Origin of the sequence: Synechococcus lacustris str. Tous, assembly GCF_003011125.1 — a bacterium.
GTDB lineage: Bacteria > Cyanobacteriota > Cyanobacteriia > PCC-6307 > Cyanobiaceae > Synechococcus_D > Synechococcus_D lacustris.
Genome location: NZ_PXVC01000005.1, coordinates 1 through 18,476, shown reverse-complemented (window position 1 = coordinate 18,476; position 18,476 = coordinate 1). Strand labels below are relative to the sequence as shown.

General features: G+C 51.2%; 16 protein-coding genes. 7 read left to right on the top strand and 9 right to left on the bottom strand.

What is annotated here, in order from left to right; translation table 11 throughout:
- Positions 1 to 13: 13 nt before the first annotated feature.
- From C7K08_RS02230 to tig, 4 genes are all read right to left on the bottom strand, one after another.
- Complete coding sequence (locus C7K08_RS02230; protein WP_106499024.1) at positions 14 to 541, bottom strand: lecithin retinol acyltransferase family protein; 528 nt, start codon at positions 539 to 541, stop codon at positions 14 to 16.
- A gap of 4 nt (positions 542 to 545) precedes the next feature.
- A complete protein-coding gene (clpX, locus tag C7K08_RS02225; protein ID WP_106499023.1) occupies positions 546 to 1,895 on the bottom strand; it encodes an ATP-dependent protease ATP-binding subunit ClpX in 1,350 nt (449 codons plus the stop codon).
- Positions 1,896 to 1,957: 62 nt separating this feature from the next.
- Positions 1,958 to 2,581: an ATP-dependent Clp endopeptidase proteolytic subunit ClpP gene (clpP, locus tag C7K08_RS02220; protein ID WP_106499092.1), complete on the bottom strand. Its 624-nt coding sequence runs from the start codon at positions 2,579 to 2,581 to the stop codon at positions 1,958 to 1,960.
- A 20-nt stretch (positions 2,582 to 2,601) separates the two neighbouring features.
- Positions 2,602 to 3,981 carry a trigger factor gene (tig, locus tag C7K08_RS02215; RefSeq protein WP_106499091.1) on the bottom strand — a complete coding sequence of 460 codons (1,380 nt, stop codon included), beginning with the start codon at positions 3,979 to 3,981 and terminating at the stop codon, positions 2,602 to 2,604.
- 107 nt (positions 3,982 to 4,088) lie between these two features.
- On the opposite strand from tig, the gene C7K08_RS02210 reads away from it, so the two are divergent.
- The 3 genes from C7K08_RS02210 (at position 4,089) to C7K08_RS02200 (ending at position 7,959) form a co-directional block, all read left to right on the top strand.
- Positions 4,089 to 5,117, top strand: coding sequence for an aspartate-semialdehyde dehydrogenase (locus tag C7K08_RS02210; protein WP_106499022.1), 1,029 nt, complete (start codon positions 4,089 to 4,091; stop codon positions 5,115 to 5,117).
- Positions 5,114 to 6,004, top strand: a complete 891-nt coding sequence (gene dapA, locus C7K08_RS02205; RefSeq protein WP_106499021.1) for a 4-hydroxy-tetrahydrodipicolinate synthase — start codon at positions 5,114 to 5,116, stop codon at positions 6,002 to 6,004. Before C7K08_RS02210 ends, dapA begins: the two co-directional genes overlap by 4 nt.
- 62 nt (positions 6,005 to 6,066) lie before the next feature.
- Positions 6,067 to 7,959, top strand: coding sequence for a ribonuclease J (locus C7K08_RS02200; RefSeq protein ID WP_106499020.1), 1,893 nt, complete (start codon positions 6,067 to 6,069; stop codon positions 7,957 to 7,959).
- On the opposite strand, the gene tilS is transcribed toward C7K08_RS02200, so the two are convergent.
- Complete coding sequence (gene tilS / locus C7K08_RS02195; protein ID WP_106499090.1) at positions 7,877 to 8,923, bottom strand: tRNA lysidine(34) synthetase TilS; 1,047 nt, start codon at positions 8,921 to 8,923, stop codon at positions 7,877 to 7,879. The genes C7K08_RS02200 and tilS overlap by 83 nt on opposite strands.
- Positions 8,924 to 8,964: 41 nt before the next feature.
- On the opposite strand from tilS, the gene C7K08_RS02190 reads away from it, so the two are divergent.
- The 3 genes from C7K08_RS02190 to uvrB are packed head-to-tail and all read left to right on the top strand — an operon-like array spanning position 8,965 to position 12,125.
- Positions 8,965 to 9,714 carry a DUF561 domain-containing protein gene (locus tag C7K08_RS02190; RefSeq protein WP_106499019.1) on the top strand — a complete coding sequence of 250 codons (750 nt, stop codon included), beginning with the start codon at positions 8,965 to 8,967 and terminating at the stop codon, positions 9,712 to 9,714.
- An 8-nt stretch (positions 9,715 to 9,722) separates the two neighbouring features.
- The gene (locus C7K08_RS02185) at positions 9,723 to 10,106 is read left to right on the top strand and encodes a phage holin family protein (protein ID WP_106499018.1); all 384 of its coding nucleotides are present in this window, start codon (positions 9,723 to 9,725) and stop codon (positions 10,104 to 10,106) included.
- 9 nt (positions 10,107 to 10,115) lie between these two features.
- Positions 10,116 to 12,125, top strand: coding sequence for an excinuclease ABC subunit UvrB (gene uvrB / locus C7K08_RS02180; protein WP_106499089.1), 2,010 nt, complete (start codon positions 10,116 to 10,118; stop codon positions 12,123 to 12,125).
- Positions 12,126 to 12,156: 31 nt separating this feature from the next.
- Here uvrB and C7K08_RS02175 read toward each other — a convergent pair whose 3' ends face one another.
- Positions 12,157 to 13,227 carry an NAD(P)/FAD-dependent oxidoreductase gene (locus C7K08_RS02175; RefSeq protein WP_272867420.1) on the bottom strand — a complete coding sequence of 357 codons (1,071 nt, stop codon included), beginning with the start codon at positions 13,225 to 13,227 and terminating at the stop codon, positions 12,157 to 12,159.
- Between the two features lie 32 nt (positions 13,228 to 13,259).
- Positions 13,260 to 13,718, bottom strand: coding sequence for a photosystem II protein PsbQ (gene psbQ / locus C7K08_RS02170; protein ID WP_106499016.1), 459 nt, complete (start codon positions 13,716 to 13,718; stop codon positions 13,260 to 13,262).
- Positions 13,719 to 13,778: 60 nt separating this feature from the next.
- Here psbQ and C7K08_RS02165 point away from each other — a divergent pair, with 60 nt between their 5' ends.
- Positions 13,779 to 15,362 (top strand): GMC oxidoreductase, encoded by a 1,584-nt coding sequence (locus tag C7K08_RS02165; protein ID WP_106499015.1) that lies wholly within the window; start codon positions 13,779 to 13,781, stop codon positions 15,360 to 15,362.
- Here C7K08_RS02165 and C7K08_RS02160 read toward each other — a convergent pair.
- Both C7K08_RS02160 and C7K08_RS02155 read right to left on the bottom strand, forming a co-directional pair.
- Positions 15,346 to 16,377 (bottom strand): acetate/propionate family kinase, encoded by a 1,032-nt coding sequence (locus C7K08_RS02160; protein WP_161955795.1) that lies wholly within the window; start codon positions 16,375 to 16,377, stop codon positions 15,346 to 15,348. The two genes, C7K08_RS02165 and C7K08_RS02160, sit on opposite strands and share 17 nt — an antisense overlap.
- The coding region (locus tag C7K08_RS02155) for a phosphoketolase family protein (protein ID WP_106499013.1) at positions 16,362 to 18,476 on the bottom strand (2,115 nt) is incomplete at its 5' end. The genes C7K08_RS02160 and C7K08_RS02155, both read right to left, overlap by 16 nt.

The window sequence follows — 18,476 nt, the reverse complement described above, 5'->3', positions numbered from 1 at the left end:
GGCTAGAGGCTACTCAGGCTTGGGGTTTTCCCCTCAGTAAATCTTGGAGCTGGCTTTTTAGGGTTTCCACCGCCTGCAATTGATCTGCAAAGGTTTGTTCACTGAGTTGTTGGCGCTTTTGTTCCAATTTTTTTAGGCCATTTTTAAGTTCTTTTAGGCCATGGCTAATATTTAGTTCTTGATTGATATTTAGGCCCTGTTCTAATAACATTTGACCGTAACCCAAGGCCTTTTCCACTTGGCTGCTGCGGTGGCAACCGGTTTTACACCAAACTGCAAAGTGTTCGCAGTTATTTAATAACAGGTTGTAGCGTTCTTCCCCCAAGCGTCCCATCGCTCGCCGCAGGGTTACACCAACGGGATCAGCATCAGCATGGGGCACTATTTTTAGCGGTTCACCTAGGCTGAATTCTTCTACGCTGCTGCGCAGAATTTGTTTTCCCTCTAGATAATGCACCACGGTTCCATCGCCAAGATCGATGCCATGGTGCATAAATAAACCATGGCCCCTAGGTACCTCTAGGTGATCGGCCGCGGCCATTGGCTCAGGCCGTTTCCTGTTGATCCAGGCTGGTGGGATGGGCTAGAACCTTGGCACCATGGCGTTCTTCCACTAATTCTTGGGTAATAACAAATTTGGGTACATCATCCCGGCCAGGTAGGTCGTACATCAAATCAAGCATCAGCTCTTCCACAATTCCGCGCAGGGCCCGGGCGCCAGTTTTTCTGCGGTTGGCTTCAATCGCAATTGCCCTAATCGCCCCTGGTTCAAATTCCAAACGCACACTATCCATAGAAAGCAGGGTTTGAAATTGCTTCACTAGGGCATCGCGCGGTTCGGTGAGAATTGCCTCTAGGGCATCCTCATCTAGTGGTTCGAGCACGGCGCTAACCGGCATGCGACCAATGAATTCAGGGATTAGGCCATATTTCACAAGATCATCGGGTTCCAGGTGGCGCAATACCTTGGCGGCATCCAATTCCTTATTGCGATTGCGGCCCCTGTTGTCGGTTTGCACAAATCCGATCGCATTGCGGCCCAAACGCCTTTGGATCACATCCTCGAGGCCAACAAATGCCCCGCCGCAGATGAATAGGATCTGGCTGGTATCTATTTGAATGCAGTCTTGATAGGGATGTTTGCGGCCGCCTTGGGGTGGCACATTCGCCACTGTGCCCTCAAGCATTTTTAGTAGTGCTTGCTGAACACCTTCACCGGATACATCGCGGGTGATCGATGGATTTTCACTTTTACGGGCAATTTTATCGATCTCATCAATATAAATAATGCCCCTTTGGGCTTGTTCCACATCTAAATCCGCCTTTTGCAGTAAGCGCAGCAGGATATTTTCCACATCCTCTCCCACATAGCCGGCTTCCGTGAGGGTGGTGGCATCAGCCACGGCAAAAGGCACCTCAAGCAATTCAGCTAGGGTTTGGGCGAGCAGGGTTTTACCGCAGCCCGTGGGACCGATTAAAAGGATGTTTGATTTGCTTAAACGGGTGGCACTCTCCTCCCGTTCACCACTGCCATCCCCCTGCCAGGCCAAGCGTTTGTAGTGGTTATAAACAGCAACGGAAAGCACTTTTTTTGCTTCCTCTTGGCCCACCACCTGGCGATCAAGGAAACTTTTTATCTCCCGTGGTTTCGGGATGCTGGCAAGGGTGGGAACAGGTTTAGTTGCTTTTTTGCTTGGAACCGTTTTACGACTGTTCTCCTGGTGGGCATGGCGGCTACCTCCTTGGGCTTCCACCAGCTCCTCATCAAGGATTTCGTTGCATAGGTCGATGCATTCGTCGCAGATATAAACGCCGGGCCCGGCAATCAACTTGCGCACTTGCTCCTGCGATTTACCGCAGAACGAGCACTTCAGGTGGGCATCGAATTTGGCCATCGCCTGTTGCTGGTTACCTTCCTAGAAAACAGGATCAACCCCAAAAGGGCTCGCGTCAATCGTCAATCAACTACTACTTTGTCGATAAGGCCATATTCCACAGCCTCATGGGGTGAAAGAAAGTAGTCCCTGTCTGTATCCTCGGCAACTTTTTCGATTGGTTGGCCCGTGTGTTCGGCCATTAAGCCATTGAGCGTTTCTTTGAGAAACAGAATTTCTTTGGCTTGGATTTCAATATCAACGGCCTGTCCCTGGGCGCCACCAAGGGGTTGGTGGATCATTATCCGGGCATTGGGCAGGGCTAAGCGCTTGCCTTTGCGGCCGCCGCAAAGCAGAAAGGCACCCATGCTGGCGGCAAGGCCGTAACAGATCGTTACCACATCTGGGCTCACCTGCTGCATGGTGTCGTAGATGGCGAGGCCAGCCGTAACGGAGCCGCCGGGGGAATTCAAATAGATCTGAATATCTTTCTCAGGGTCTTCCGCTTCCAGGAAAAGCAGCTGGGCAACGATTGCATCAGCCACCGCATCATTAATCGGTGTGCCGAGGAAGATGATCCTTTCCCGCAGGAGCCTTGAATAGATATCAAAGGCCCGCTCACCTCGCCCGGATTGCTCCACCACGGTGGGAACCAGGGTGTTTTGCCAATGGCTATGAACCGGATGGTGGCTTAAAGCGTTGAGCACGGGCCGCTGCTGGATTCCATTCAATCTATGGCTTTAGCCTTTGCCTTGGGCTTGGCTTTTGATTTAGGGCTTTCAGCGGGCTTTTCAGCACCAACAATGGTGATGCTGGCATTGGCTTCCAGCCAAGCAAAAACCGCTTCCTTGAGTAGGTCTTCCGACACCGCAGCCCGCAAGCGGTTTTGATCGATCCGGTTGGTGTCGCTTAAACCACGGATCACCTCCTTCATTTTTGCTTCCAATACCGCCGCATCCACACTGATGGCCTCCGCCTTGGCAAGGGCTTGCAGGGCAAGGCTGCTTTGCAGGCGTTCGGTGGCTTCTGGCCGAGATTTACTCGCCAAATTGCGCACCACCTCAGGGGTAAATAGCTTTTTGATATCCAGCCCCTGTTGGGCCATCTCAGCAGCGGTTTCCTGCAACATCGCGTTTATCTCCTCTTTAACCAAACTCTCTGGTATTTCAACTTCAAGTTCCGCCACTAAAGCCTTGAGTAAGGCCTGCTCGCGGTTTTGTTTTTGGCGTTTTTCGGCATCTGCTTTTAGGCGGGTTTCCAATTCGGCCCGCAGCTCCTCCAGGGTTTCCTTATCGCTTGCCTGTTGAGCAAAGGCATCATCAAGCGTGGGAAGTTCCTTGGCCTTGAGGTCGTTGAGGCTGATTTTGAACTTTGCAGCGCGGCCGCGGCAGGTTTCATCTTGATAGTCGCTGGGGAATTCACAGTTCACCTCGGTTTCAGCGCCGAGTTTTAGCCCCACAATCCCTTCTACAAATCCGGGAATCATTCGACCCTCCTCCAATTCCACCTCAAGGCTTTCGGCGCTGCCACCACTGATCGGTTCATTGGTATCGCTAAAGCTGCCACTGAAACTCACCACTGCCACATCACCCATGGCGGCAGCCCGATCACTAATCGGCACCAAGGTGGCCAGTTGCTTGCGGGATTGCTCTAGCAATTCATCGATGCGCTCAGGGTTGTAGAGCACCTCCTGGGCCTCTGCCTTAAGCCCTTTTGTGGTTTTTAACTTTGGAGTGGGTGGCACATCCATCTCGAGCTTCAGCAGCAGCTCCTTACCGGGCTCAAATTGCTCCAAAAGCGTGTCGAAGCCACCGCTTAATTCCGGTTGGCCCAGGGCTTCTAGGTTTTCTTGGCTTAGGGCATCGCGCAGCACCGCATCAACCAATTCTTCAAGGGCGGTGGCCTTCACCCGCAGTGGGCCAATTTGTTGCAACAGCACCGAGCGCGGCACCTTGCCCTGGCGGAAGCCAGCCAACTTCACCGTGCGACCTAATTTCAGCAGGGCAGCTTCGTAGGAGGCTTGGCAGCGGCTGCCTGGTACCCCCACCTCAAGGGCTAAACGACTGCCGGGGAGGGGAGAAGTGCTGACCTTAAGGGTGCTGCTCATGGGTGGGCCAAATGGAACCAAGCCCGTGATCCTAGAAACAGGCCGGTGCACACCCCCCAAGCGCCTATTGTTTCTTCTCAGGTTTCGCTTGATTTCATCCACCACCGTTGACTCCCGTAGCCGCGGCAAATCCGCAAACAGTTGCCATCCTTGGAGCCACCGGAGCTGTGGGCCAAGAGCTGCTTGCTTTATTGAAGGAACGCGCCTTTCCAATTAAGGAATTAAGGCTGCTGGCCTCCCCCCGCTCAGCCGGAGCTTTGTTGCCATGGCAGGGGCAAAACCTAGAGGTGCAGCCCGTTAGTGCAGCAGCTTTGCAAGGGGTTGATCTGTTGCTGGCATCAGCTGGGGGTTCGGTGTCGCGCCAGTGGGCGCCATTGGCGGTGGAGCAGGGGGCTGTAGTTATCGATAACTCAAGCGCCTTTCGGCTTGATCCAGAGGTGCCTTTGGTGGTGCCGGAAGTTAATCCGCAGGCGGCCCTGCAGCACAAGGGAATAATCGCCAATCCAAATTGCACCACGATCCTGCTCAGTTTGGTGTTAGCCCCCTTAGCAGCGCGGCGGCCTTTGAAAAGGGTGATAGTGAGCACCTACCAATCCGCCAGTGGTGCAGGCGCGAGGGCCATGGAAGAGTTGCGGGAATTGAGCAGCACGGTGCTAGCTGGCGGCGAACCGGTAAGTGAGGTTTTGCCCTATTCCTTGGCCTTCAATTTGTTTTTGCATAATTCCGCTCTGCAGGCCAATGGCTATTGCGAAGAGGAGTTGAAAATGCTTAACGAAACCCGCAAAATAATGGGCCTAAGCAATCTTTGTTTAAGTGCCACCTGCGTGCGGGTGCCGGTATTGCGGGCCCATTCGGAGGCGGTGAATTTGGAATTTGAACAACCCTTTCCGGTGCAGGAAGCGCGGGAGCTATTGGCGGCAGCGCCAGGGTTGGAATTGATCGAAGATTTTGCCGCTAACCGCTTCCCAATGCCCAGTGATGTAACCGGTCGCGATGCTGTGGCGGTGGGTCGTATTCGCCAGGATTTAAGCAATCCAAATGCCCTTGAACTATGGCTTTGTGGTGATCAAATCCGTAAGGGAGCGGCTTTGAATGCCATTCAGATCGCTGAATTACTGCAGGGGATAGGGCGATGAGTAGTGCTGTATTTGGTCGTTTGGTAACGGCGATGGTTACCCCATTCGATGCTGATGGGGCCGTTGACCTCGGTTTGGCTGGCCGCTTGGCCCATCACCTGGTGGAGCATGGTTCCGACGCCCTGGTGGTGTGTGGCACCACTGGTGAATCACCCACCCTTTCCTGGGATGAACAACATGCCCTGTTGCAGGCAGTGCACTTGGCGGTTGCTGGAAAGGCCAAGGTTTTAGCCGGCACAGGCAGTAATTGCACCGCCGAAGCGGTGGAAGCAACCCGGCAGGCCGCAGCCCTTGGCGCCGATGGTGCCCTTGTGGTGGTGCCTTATTACAACAAGCCACCCCAGGAGGGTATGGAAGCCCATTTCGCCGCGGTGGCGGAAGCGGCAGCTGATTTGCCTTTGATGCTCTACAACATTCCCGGCAGAACAGGTGCCAGCCTGGCGCCTGAAACAACGGCTCGTTTGCTGCGTTATTCCAATGTGGTTGCCTACAAAGCAGCCAGTGGCAGTGTTGATGAGGTGAGCCAGCTGCGGGCTGTTTGCGGAGATCGGTTGGCTATTTACAGCGGCGACGACTCATTAACTTTGCCCATGTTGGCCCTCGGAGCCGTTGGTGTTGTGAGTGTGGCAAGCCACTTGGTGGGCGAGGAATTGCAACAGATGATCCAAGCGTTTCTTGCCGGGGAAGTGCAAAAGGCCCTCGCCATCCATGAGCGTCTATTACCATTGATGAAAGGTTTGTTTTGCAGCAGTAATCCAATTCCTCTTAAAGCGGCCCTAGAGCTGGAGGGCTGGCCAGTTGGCTCCGCCCGATTGCCATTGCTACCCGCCTCTAATGCCGTGCGGGAATCCTTAGCTGTTTTACTTGCCGCCCTGCGTCCTACCTGACCTCAAGGCGATGGGCAGCTGCTCATTATCTTTTCAACCAACTAATTTTTTAAAAGGTTTCTATGGCTACTTCCGCAACATCTGCAACCAAAACCCCCGCCCTACGGGTGATTCCCTTAGGTGGATTGCATGAGATTGGTAAAAACACCTGCGTATTTGAATACGGCGATGATTTGATGATGGTGGATGCGGGCCTCGCCTTTCCAAGCGATGGCATGCATGGCGTTAATGTGGTGATGCCAGATACAAGTTATTTAAGAGAAAATCAAAAACGTATCCGTGGCATGATTGTTACCCACGGCCACGAAGATCACATCGGCGGCATATCCCATCACCTCAAGCATTTTAATATTCCTATTATTTATGGGCCCCGCTTAGCCCTTTCGCTGCTCGAGGGCAAGATGGCAGAAGCCGGTGTGGCAGATCGCACCACACTGCAAACAGTTGCACCACGGGATGTGGTGAAAGTTGGTCAACATTTTAAGGTTGAATTCATCCGCAACACCCACTCAATTGCCGATAGTTTTTCATTGGCGATCACAACCCCAGTGGGTGTTGTTGTATTCACGGGCGATTTCAAATTTGATCACACCCCTGTGGATGGTGAGTATTTCGATATTCAGCGCATGGCCCAATACGGCGAGCAGGGTGTGCTCTGCATGTTTAGTGATTCCACCAATGCTGAACTGCCTGGTTTTACCCCTTCTGAGCGGGCCGTATTCCCCAATCTCGATCGCCATGTGGGCAGTGCAGAAGGCCGCGTGTTGATCACAACATTTGCTAGTTCAGTGCATCGGGTATCGATGATTCTTGAGCTGGCGCTTAAGCATGGCCGCAAGGTTAGTTTGCTTGGCCGTTCGATGCTCAACGTGATTGCTAAGGCCCGGGAATTGGGTTATATCCGCTGCCCAGATGATCTATTTGTGCCAATTAAGCAAATACGCGATCTGCCCGATCGTGAAACCCTTTTATTGATGACAGGTAGCCAAGGTGAAACCCTCGCTGCCCTCAGCCGCATCTCCCGTTGTGAGCACCCCCAGGTGCAGGTTAAATCCACCGATAAAATCATCTTTTCAGCCAGCCCAATTCCAGGTAACACGATCTCTGTTGTTAACACGATCGATCGCTTGATGATGCTCGGTGCCAAGGTGGTTTATGGCAAAGGCGAAGGTATTCACGTTTCAGGTCACGGCAGCCAAGAGGATCAAAAGTTGATGCTTGCCCTAACAAGGCCCCGCTTCTTTGTGCCTGTGCATGGTGAACATCGCATGTTGATGTGCCATTCCCGCACCGCTCAATCTATGGGTGTGCCAGAGGAAAATATATTAATCATCGATAACGGTGATGTGGTTGAGCTCACCCCAGATTCAATTCGTAAGGGTGATCCAGTGAAGGCTGGTATCGAATTGCTTGATAATTCCCGCAACGGTATTGTTGATGCGCGCGTTTTAAAAGAACGCCAGCAATTAGCAGGTGATGGTGTGATCACCCTTCTTGTTGCCATCAGCACTGAAGGTTTGATGGTGGCTCCACCACGGGTGAACCTTCGCGGTGTGGTTACCACTGCTGATCCCCGCAAGATGTCGATGTGGGCTGAGCGGGAAGTGGGCTGGGTATTGGAAAACCGTTGGAATCAGTTATCACGCAACACCGGTGGTAATGCCCCCGATGTGGATTGGGTGGGTGTGCAACGGGAAATCGAGGTTGGTTTACAGCGGCGCATGAGGCGTGAATTGCAGGTGGAGCCAATGATTATTTGTTTGGTGCAGCCAGCCCCAGCTGGTACCCCTGCTTATAAATCTAAAAATCCTGTAGAAGATCGCACCCCCGTAACTCGGGCGGCAAGGGAGGAACGGGATCGTCCCCAGCAAGCTAAGCCTGAAGCTCAGGTAGTTGCTCAAACTGAGGAAGATAATCGCCAGCGCCGCCGTCGCCCCAGCGCAACGGTGGGTTGATAAGCCATAGATAGTGTTTGTTCCAACTCAGAATTTGCTGTTTTGCCAATTCCATTTGATTGGCACCACGGCTGATTTCAAGTTGCGGCCAAAGCTGATTTAACTGCTCAACGCCAAGGGGTTCAACCCCCTGGCGTTGCAACCAGTTCAACAAAAGTAGTTCGCGATTTACCTGGCCGATGGCCATAAGTTCTCTTCGCTTCAGTTTTTGATCCGCCCCAAGTAAAGTTTGTAGGGCAAGATCTAGTAATTGCTGCTGGCTTTCTTCTTCTGCCTCAAATCGTTCTGCCATTGCAGCGATCCGCCTGCTGGCACCTGGATGTAGTTGCTCTAGCACCGGTAATACTTCAGTGCGGATGCGATTACGGCTAAAGCGCGGATCTGTGTTGCTTGGATCTAGCCAGATTGGCAGCCCTAATTCTGCGCAGATGCGGCTGGTGTCCGATCTAGAAAAGCAGAGTAAGGGCCTTACCAAAGTTATATTTTCAACCAGAGTTCTTGCGCTACTAAGGCTTGCTAAGCCTTTGCGGTGGCTGCCCCGGGCCAGATGCAACAGCACGGTTTCGCTGCGGTCGGTGGCGGTGTGGGCTGTGAGCACATGGCTGCAAGCCAATGCCTTGGCTTGTTTTTCAAGGCAGCTGTAGCGCCATTCACGGGCGGCGGCTTCAGTGTGAATCGGTGTTTGCCAACTATCGCAATGGCTTTCTATTTCTTGGCTTTCTGCCCATTGCAATAGTTGTTCTGCCTGTTGATTTGCTTCCTGCCGCCAGCGGTGGTTGCCATGCCAAATATGTAAACACCAGTGGTGCAGCCGTTTTAGATCCAGCAGCAAGCCTGCTAGTGCCATTGAATCCTGGCCGCCGGACACGGCCAGCAGCAGCCGCGCCCCTTGGGGTAGCAGCAGCGGCTGCCGTAATAGCTGTTGATGCAGCCGCAAATGATCGGCACTCCAGCGGGGTGCCATAGCTTGCGTGGGAGAATTAATGATCTGCATCTAACACCTGCATGTTGCTTCCTAACTTGCTTAAAGCTGCCCTAAACGAGCAACGCCTGCTCAAAGTGATAGCTGGCCTCGCCAATTTTGATCCAGCTTCTGTGGCAATGGTGGCTAGGGCGGCGGCTGCAGGTGGGGCGGATTTAATTGATGTGGCCTGTGATCCAGCCATCGTTCAGCTGGCTGCAGCCGAATCAGGCTTACCAATCTGTGTTTCGGCGGTGGATCCTGAACTATTCCCTGCGGCGGTAGCAGCGGGGGCAACGCTGCTGGAAATCGGCAACTACGACAGCTTCTATGCCCAGGGCCGTGTATTCAGCGGCGCTGAAGTGCTTGAACTCACCAGGCGCACAAAGGCTTTGCTACCCCAGCTCAGCCTTTCGGTAACGGTGCCCCACACCATGGCCCTTGATCAACAGGAGCAGTTGGCCATTGAGTTGGTGGCGGCAGGAGCTGACCTAATCCAAACAGAAGGTGGCACCAGTGCTCGGCCATATAGCGCTGGCATCCAAGGCTTAATTGAAAAAGCAGCACCCACCCTGGCTGCAGCCCATTGCATCAGCCGGGCGGTGCAGGTGCCAGTGCTTTGTGCATCTGGCTTATCAGCCACAACCTTGCCCATGGCCCAGGCCGCTGGTGCCGCAGGCGTTGGTGTGGGATCGGCAGTTAATCGCCTGAGCGATGAAATTGCCATGCTGGCGGTGGTGCGTGGTTTACGGGAGGCGCTCGTGGCTAGGGTTTCACTTACACATCAACGCTGAGCTAACAGGTGACTGGCTTTGACTGGTTGTTGCAGTGGCCGATTCGCGCATTAGTGCTGCTTTTAATTGCCAGTTTGCCCCTTGGGGTGGAATTCGAAGGCTTTGGCGCTGCGCTGCTATCAGCTGGCGCCATTGGTTTATTGGGTAGTTTGTTAACTTTGCCATTAAAAGCATTATTTTTATTGCCATGGGCTGTAACAAGCTTAGGTGGTTTAATTCAACCGATCAGTTTGTTGTTTAATTGGCTTATTACGGCAATTCTATTTGGTTTAGCAGCTGGTTTTGTGGATGGTTTCCGCCTGAAAAATGGTGTATTTAGCGCAATTCTTGGTTCTTTGGCTTACAGCATCATCAGCATGGTTGTTTTGTCTTTAGTATTTGGTGCCATCTGATTGGCCCCGGTGGATTTCCGCCTACAAGCTCCCTATAGCCCCAATGGCGATCAGCCCACTGCCATTGAAACCTTGGTTAAGGGCATGGATGATGGCGAGCGATATCAAACATTGCTTGGTGCCACTGGCACCGGCAAAACTTTTTCAATTGCCAATGTGATCCAGCGCACCGGCCGGCCGGCTTTGGTGTTAGCCCATAACAAAACCCTTGCGGCACAGCTATGTAATGAATTGCGGGAGTTTTTCCCGCAAAATGCAGTTGAATATTTTATTTCTTACTATGATTATTATCAGCCTGAGGCGTATGTGCCTGTTTCTGATACATATATTGCAAAAACAGCATCAATAAATGAAGAGATTGATATGTTGCGCCACTCGGCAACGCGTTCGTTATTTGAGCGGCGCGATGTGATAGTAGTGGCATCAATTAGTTGTATATATGGTTTGGGCATTCCCTCTGAATATTTAAAAGCTGCGGTTCCATTTAAGGTGGGAGATAATTTAAATCTACGTTCTTCATTGCGGGAATTGGTTAATAATCAATACACCCGTAACGACACTGAAATTGCCCGCGGTCGCTTTCGCGTTAAGGGTGATGTGTTGGAAATTGGCCCTGCCTATGAAGATCGTTTGGTGCGGATTGAACTATTTGGCGATGAGGTGGAAGCGATCCGTTATGTGGATCCAACAACTGGTGAGATTCTACAAAGTTTAGAAGCAATTAATATCTATCCAGCCAAACACTTTGTAACACCAAAAGATCGTTTAGATGGTGCGATTGCTGAAATTCGCGCTGAGTTGCGCATGCGTTTAGATGAATTGCAAGGCCAGGGCAAATTACTAGAAGCGCAGCGGCTTGAACAACGCACCACCTACGACCTTGAAATGCTGCAACAGGTGGGTTATTGCAATGGTGTGGAAAATTATGCTCGGCATCTAGCTGGTAGGCAGGCCGGTACACCACCTGAATGTTTGATTGATTACTTCCCTAAGGATTGGCTTTTAGTTGTGGATGAAAGCCATGTTACCTGCTCGCAATTACATGCCATGTATAACGGTGATAGGGCCCGCAAACAGGTATTGATAGACCATGGCTTTCGTTTACCTAGTGCCGCTGATAATCGCCCCTTAAAAGCAGAGGAATTTTGGCAAAAAGCGCAGCAAACAATATTTGTTAGTGCAACGCCAGGCAATTGGGAATTAGAGATTTCTAACGGCAATGTGGCAGAACAGGTAATCCGCCCCACGGGTGTGCTTGATCCGATTGTTGAAGTGAGGCCAACCGGCGGCCAGGTGGATGATTTATTAGGTGAAATACGTGTGCGCGCTGATCGCAAGGAAAGGGTACTAATAACAACCCTAACGAAACGAATGGCAGAAGATTTAACAGATTATTTAGCTGAAAACCAGGTAAAAGTGCGTTATTTGCATTCTGAAATCCATTCGATTGAACGGATTGAAATCATTCAAGATTTGCGTAATGGTGAATATGATGTGTTGGTGGGTGTGAACTTATTGAGGGAGGGTTTAGACCTGCCTGAAGTTTCTTTAGTGGCCATATTAGATGCTGATAAGGAAGGCTTTTTGCGGGCTGAGCGCTCATTAATTCAAACCATTGGTAGGGCAGCTCGCCATGTGGATGGCAAGGCACTGCTATATGCAGATAATCTCACTGATTCGATGGCTAAGGCAATTACTGTTACTGAACAACGGCGGGCTGTTCAACATGCATACAACCTTAAACATGGTATAACGCCAACGGCAGCGGGCAAAAGATCGATTGGTAATAATCCAATCCTTGCTTTTCTTGAGATGTCGCGCAAATTAAATGATGATCAACTTACAGAGGCGGTTGAAGTTGCCCAACACAATGGAGTGCCTTTGGAAGCATTACCTGAGTTGATTACACAATTAGAGGAAAAAATGAAAACAGCAGCTGCAAAACTTGATTTCGAAGCAGCAGCTAGTTTGCGTGATCAAATCAAAAAGCTGCGCCAAAAGTTAGTGGGGAGAAGTTAACTTTAAATGGCTGAAGTTGCAAGGAAAGCAATTAGTTATCCTTGCTGTCTTCATTAATGATTGTGGCCGCCCACATTGCACTAGCGGGGCCAAGCAAAATTCCATTGCGGTAGTGGCCTGCCATTAGGCATAAACCCGGCAGTAATTGTTCAAGCACCGGCGCTGGTTGCGCTAAAGGTTGGGCCCTAACCCCTTGCCAATGGCGTATTACTTTTGCTTGATTTAGCCATTCTGGAGCAGCCCCATTCAGCTGCTGCATATCTTTTAATGCATCGATAGATCCTGCTTGATTTTGATTTAAGCCCGGCTCTAGGGTGGCACCAAGCCAAAGATGATTATCCGGCCGTGGTACCAAATTAATGCCATCCCAATTGATGCTTTGCTGTAAATTTATTCCAGCCGGAAGTTTTAATTCAAGCGCCTGGCCCAACACCGGTTGCATCGCAAGATTATTTGTATTACTTAAACCCAGCGGCGCTAATAACGCAATGCTTTCAAGCCCTGCGCAAACCATTAGCCAATCATATATTTCATTATCTTTGTTGTTTGCCTCCAAGCTAAGTTGCCAGCTCCCATCAATTTGAGTTAACTGGCTAACTTTGCTATTAATATATTTCAAGCCTTTATTTTGGCCATCTAGTAGTAATTCTTTCATCCATTCAGTTGGATCTAATTGGCCATCTCTACTGCTCCAGATCCCTCCAATCAGCCCCTCTGATAGGGGTGGCAGCACACCTAATTCCACCTGCTCCTTGAGGGCAGCTGCATTGAATATCTCCATGCCAATGCCCTGCTTGCTGCGCTCTTCGGCCAGCATTTGATATTTCTGCCATTGATTGCTGTTATTTGTTAATAGCCATAGGCCGCGATTGATTTTTGCTTGATGGCCGGCGCCTTGCAAATGTTGTTGCCACTCGCCAAATAGCTGCATTGATTGTTGCCTAAGCCTCCAGCTGCGGCCGCTGCTGCGCTGAAATACATCGGCCATCAAAAGCCCTAAGGCTGCAGAACTGCCACTTGAATTAGTAGATATCAAAGTTACATTATGGCCCTGTTTTGTTAGCAGCCAGGCTGTGCAACAGCCAACGAAGCCAGCGCCAATAACAGCAACCTTTTTTTGTTTATTAATTAAATTCAGTTGAGCGCTGCGCTTGGGATTACTTCGGCGTAGGCGCCAAAACCACTGGCAACACGGATGTAGTTCTTGCTGAGGCTATTGCCATCTTGCAAGCGTGCTGATTCGTCTAATTCCGCTAATGATTCTTTCAATGCGTTAGCTCTTTTGATTGCTTCGGCGCGATCTGCTGGCAGTAGCCGTTGGTTGATGTAGCTCATTTCACGGCTCACCTCTTGCATGGGGCCATGGATCAAATTACGGGTAAACACCCAATTCTTTTCATTCACCAAAGTTGCCAGCTCCGGCAGGCGCTCCTTAGCAGCTAGGAAACCTTTGGCCTGGCGGCCGATGGTGGCCATATCCTCAGGGCTGATCGTGGCTGCTGCCTTGGCATTAGCGCCATCACAGGCGCTTAAACCAATGCTGAGCACAAACGCAAGGCCCCATAGGGCAAGGCGACGCAGGGCAGACACCATTATTAGAAGGCTGGATGGGAGCGAGTTTACCGGCCCCTTCCCTCAGTTCTCACCGTAGATATGAAATTTGACCCCCACCATTGCTACGACGCCCTTGTGGTGGGTAGTGGTGCCACCGGTGCCGTTGCCGCCCAAACCCTGGCCCAACAGGGTTTAAGTGTGCTGGTGCTGGAGGCCGGCGCTGATAAATCCGTGGGCGATGCCCTTGGGGCAGAACCGTTAAATAGCCTGCGCCGTGTGGCACACCTCAGTGCTGGCCACCATTTGCTGCAAGGCCAGCACCCTGGCTATTGGAAAAACAACCCCAACCTCTATGTAAACGAACAGCAAAACCCATACACCACCCCCGCTGATCAGCCTTTTCTTTGGACCCGTGGCCGCCAGGTGGGCGGTAAAAGCCTTAGTTGGGGTGGCATCACCCTGCGGCTTTCCGATAATGAATTCAACCAGGCCTGGCCCTTAAACCACAGCGAACTAAGCCCCCACTACAGCGCCCTGGAGCAACAGCTGGGGGTATGGGGTGGCCGCGATGGTTTGGAACTGTTGCCCGATGGTGAATTCGCCCCGCCAGCTGCCTTCACACCGGGGGAATTGCATTTGCAAAGCGCCTGCAAGCAATTGGGTTTGCCCTTTATTGCGTCCCGCGGTTTTCCGCGCCACCAAGCCAAACGGGATGGGTGTTGGCCCCGCTACAGCGCCCAGGGTGGTGCCCTTGCTGCTGCCCTGGCCACCGGTTTAGTAACCCTGCGCAGTGGTGCGGTTGTTGCCGAGCTGTTGCTATCGCCAAGCCAAGATCAACTTGAGGGGGTGTTGTTTATTGATGCCACCAGCGGTGCCATGCATCGCGCCAAGGCAAAGCTGGTTGTGCTTTGCGCTTCCACAATCGAAAGCCTGCGCTTGCTGTTGCTTTCTCGGGATGATCGCTGCAGCAACGGTTTGATCGATCCCCATGGCCTGATCGGTTTGGGCTTGATGGATCATGTGTCTGTTGCCCGTTTTTTTGCTTTGCCAGCCCAGGCGCCAGCGCCTTTGGGAACAGGTTTATCGGGGGCTGAAAGCGCTTTCATTCCCAATACCGGCGAGGGCTATGGCCTGTGGTGTGGCGTGCAGCGCTTTGATCCACCTGCTTTATTGCGCCGTGATCCAAAGGCGGCAATTGGTTTTTTGATTGGCCATGGGGAGGTGCAGCCAAATCCCAGCAACCGCGTTTGCCTTGATCATGGCCGTTGTGATGCATGGGGTTTACCGGTGGCCCATATCGCCATGGCTTGGGGCATGGCAGAACAAACCCTGGTGAATTTGATGCTCAGCCGCATGCAAACGGTGGTGCAGGCGGCGGGCGGTGAGATCAAACCCATCGAAGATTTGTTCCGCTTGGCATTGATCGAACCATGGCTAACGGCTAGTGCCGCCGGCTCCCAGGCGGTGCCACCACCCGGCTACTACATCCATGAATTAGGTGGTGCACCCATGGGCGATAACCCTGAGCGATCAGTGCTGGATCGTTGGAATCGTTTTCACACCTGCAGCAACCTGTTGGTTACCGATGGCAGTTGTTGGCCTAGATCCGGTTGGCAAAGCCCAACGCTCACCTCAATGGCACTCACCAGGCGGGCTTGCTTGGCTGCTATCTCAAGGCAGTGATCTGTTGGTAGATCTCCAACTCCTCATTAGCGCTAATGATCGCTATCTGGGCTGTTCCTAGTAGCTGTAGCCGCCCTCTTAACCACTGCCGCAGAACCTGGTCGTGTTCACCGATGCCACCTGTTAGTGCCAACACATCAAGGCCCCCCAATAGGGCAAAGCCAGCGCCAATTGCCTTGAGCAGTTGCTGTTGGAACACGGCAATTGCCAAATTGGCATCGGCATTACCAGCCATTGCTAGTTGACGTAATTCCTGCATATCGCCGCTGCGGCCTGAAAGCCCCAGCAGTCCGCTGCGTTTTTGTAATCCCTCTTCTAATTCAGCTGCAGTTACACCTTGCGCCAATAATTCCAGCAGGATTCCCGGGTCTACGCTGCCGCTGCGGCTAGCCATCACCAAACCATCGAGGGGGGTGTAGCCCATCGTGGTGTCGATGCAGTGGCCGTTTTTAATTACAGCCAAGGAACAACCCGCCCCCAGGTGGGCACTGATCAATTTATGTTTTGGAAAACGGCGGGCAATGGCGCCATGGCTGAGGCCATGGAAACCAAAACGATGCAAACCACGTTCACGCCATTCCAGCGGTAGGGCATAGGTGCTTGCTTCTACGGGTAAGTTGCGATGAAAGCTGGTGTCGAAGGCCGCCGCTTGCCACACACCAGGCAATAGGAGTTCAAGGGCTTCAATTACATTTAAGGCGGCGCCGTTATGCAATGGCGCTAAGCGCCTTAATTGCAGCAGTTCTGTTTTTACCCTGGCATCAATAACAACGGCTCCATTGAAATTATCGCCGCCGTGAACAATCCGATGCCCCACGGCATCGATTTGGTTTATTGCTATGGGTGCTCCTAATTCTTTAGTTAATTGTTCTGCAAATAGCTTTTGCAAATCCCCAATAGTTTGGGTTTGGGGGCTCCAGTTAATTGAGCTTTTCCAAAAAGATTCAGCTTCTTGGTTGAATAACTGTAATTTAAGGCTACTGCTGCCGGCATTAACTATTAAGGTGATGTCCACTGCCAATCACTTACTAATGGATCATCCATTCCGTGTTCATAGGCATAGGCCCTTTGACGTAGAATTTGATCTTGCATACTTTGCTTTAGGTGGGCGGCGCGGCAACCTAAAATTTCAACCCTATCAATTACATCAATAACCAAATTAAAGCGATCGATCTGATTGATAATTGCTAATTCCAAAGGGGTGTTGATATTGCCATTTTCTTTGTAGCCACGCACATGAATATTTGCATGATTATGGCGCTTATAGGTGAGGCGATGAATAAGCCATGGATAGCCATGGAAGTTGAATATCACAGGGCAATCAGTGGTAAATAAATCATCAAAATCGCGGTTGTTGATACCGTGGGGATGTTCGCTTGGCAAGGTGAGGCTAAATAATTTCACTACATTGATATAACGAATTTTTAGCATCGGTAATTCCCTTCTTAGGATTTCAATCGCCGCTAGGGTTTCTTTGGTTGGCACATCACCGGCGGAAGCCATCACCACATCGGGATGGTCGATGCTGCCATTGCAATTATCGTTACATGCCCATGGCCACATCCCCATACCCCTTGACACATGGCGGCGAGCATCTTCTAAATTTAAGTATTGCAAATGTTTCTGTTTATCAGAAACAATTATATTTACCACATTTGTTTCCTGCAGGGCCTCTTCTGCCACCGCCAATAAACAATTGGCATCAGCGGGTAGGTAAACCCTGGTAACACTACCTTTCTTATTGCCTGCAAGGTCGATAAAACCTGGATCTTGGTGGGTAAATCCGTTGTGATCTTGGCGCCATACGGTGGAAGAAATCAGGCAGTTCCACGACCCTATCGGTGCTCTCCAGGGCACGGTTTGGCACACATCCAGCCATTTGCAATGCTGGTTAAACATCGATGCAATTACATGGGCAAAGGCTTCATAGGTGTGGAAAAATCCATATCTGCCGGTAAGTAGATAACCCTCCATCATTCCCACTAAAGTGTGCTCGGAAAGCATCTCCACCACAAAGCCATCACTACTTAATTCACTGCCATTTAGGTCCTCTGGAAGATATTGGCCCATCCATACTTTTTTGGTGGTTTCATATACAGCTTGCAATCGATTGGAATGGGTTTCATCGGGGCCAAATAAACGATAACGGCCTGGATTTTTTTTGATTAGATCGCGAATTAATTCACCCAGGGGATAGGTATTCTCCGCTTTCCGCTGGCCTGGGCTTTCCACCCTTACCGCTAGGGCTTCCACATTGGGCCAATGCAATTTTTTACGTAGTAAACCACCGTTGGCATTTGGATTAGATCCCATCCGCTGGTTTCCCTTTGGCGACAGCTTTCTTAATTCAGCATGCAATCTGCCGTCGTTATCAAATAACTCCTCAGGTTTATAACTTTTAAGCCAAGTTTCTAATGCTGCTAATTGTTCTGGATCTTTGCGGGGGTTATTTAGGGGCACCTGGTGGGAGCGCCAAAACCCCTCTAATTTTTGGCCGTTGAAATCAGTTGGGCCTGTCCATCCCTTGGGTGAGCGCAGCACGATCATTGGCCATAGGGGGCGGAAGGTTTCAGCGCTGCTACGTGCTTTTTCTTGGGCGGCACGTATTTGCTTAACCGACTGCTCCATCGCTTCAGCCATTGCTTGATGCATGGCCATCGGTTCACTGCCTTCAACCGTTATTGGCTCCCAGCCATAACCCCTAAGCAGATTGTCTAGCTCCCAGTGGGGAATGCGGGCCAGGATTGTGGGGTTTGCAATTTTGTAGCCGTTTAAATGCAACACCGGCAGAACGGCACCATCACGGCTTGGATTAATAAATTTATTTATGTGCCAGGCTGTTGCCAATGGACCGGTTTCAGCTTCTCCATCACCAACACAGGCAAGGGCAATCAGCTCTGGGTTATCAAAAATTGCTCCGCAGGCATGGGAGAGCACATAACCCAATTCACCGCCTTCATGGATTGACCCAGGTGTTTCAGGCGTGCAGTGGCTACCGATTTGGCCAGGGAAGGAGAATTGTTTGAAAAATCGCTGTAGGCCTTCAATATTCTCACTTTTATCTGGATAGATTTCACTATAACTACCATCTAAATAAACAGGGCCAAGCATTCC

Bases quoted from the DNA above. Each gene is read 5' to 3' on its own strand.
- C7K08_RS02230 (WP_106499024.1), bottom strand. From the start codon at position 541: ATGGCCGCGGCCGATCACCTAGAGGTACCTAGGGGCCATGGTTTATTT.
- psbQ (WP_106499016.1), bottom strand. From the start codon at position 13,718: ATGGTGTCTGCCCTGCGTCGCCTTGCCCTATGGGGCCTTGCGTTTGTG.
- C7K08_RS02190 (WP_106499019.1), top strand. From the start codon at position 8,965: ATGTTGCTTCCTAACTTGCTTAAAGCTGCCCTAAACGAGCAACGCCTG.
- clpX (WP_106499023.1), bottom strand. From the start codon at position 1,895: ATGGCCAAATTCGATGCCCACCTGAAGTGCTCGTTCTGCGGTAAATCG.
- tilS (WP_106499090.1), bottom strand. From the start codon at position 8,923: ATGGCACCCCGCTGGAGTGCCGATCATTTGCGGCTGCATCAACAGCTA.
- tig (WP_106499091.1), bottom strand. From the start codon at position 3,981: ATGAGCAGCACCCTTAAGGTCAGCACTTCTCCCCTCCCCGGCAGTCGT.
- C7K08_RS02165 (WP_106499015.1), top strand. From the start codon at position 13,779: ATGAAATTTGACCCCCACCATTGCTACGACGCCCTTGTGGTGGGTAGT.
- dapA (WP_106499021.1), top strand. From the start codon at position 5,114: ATGAGTAGTGCTGTATTTGGTCGTTTGGTAACGGCGATGGTTACCCCA.
- C7K08_RS02200 (WP_106499020.1), top strand. From the start codon at position 6,067: ATGGCTACTTCCGCAACATCTGCAACCAAAACCCCCGCCCTACGGGTG.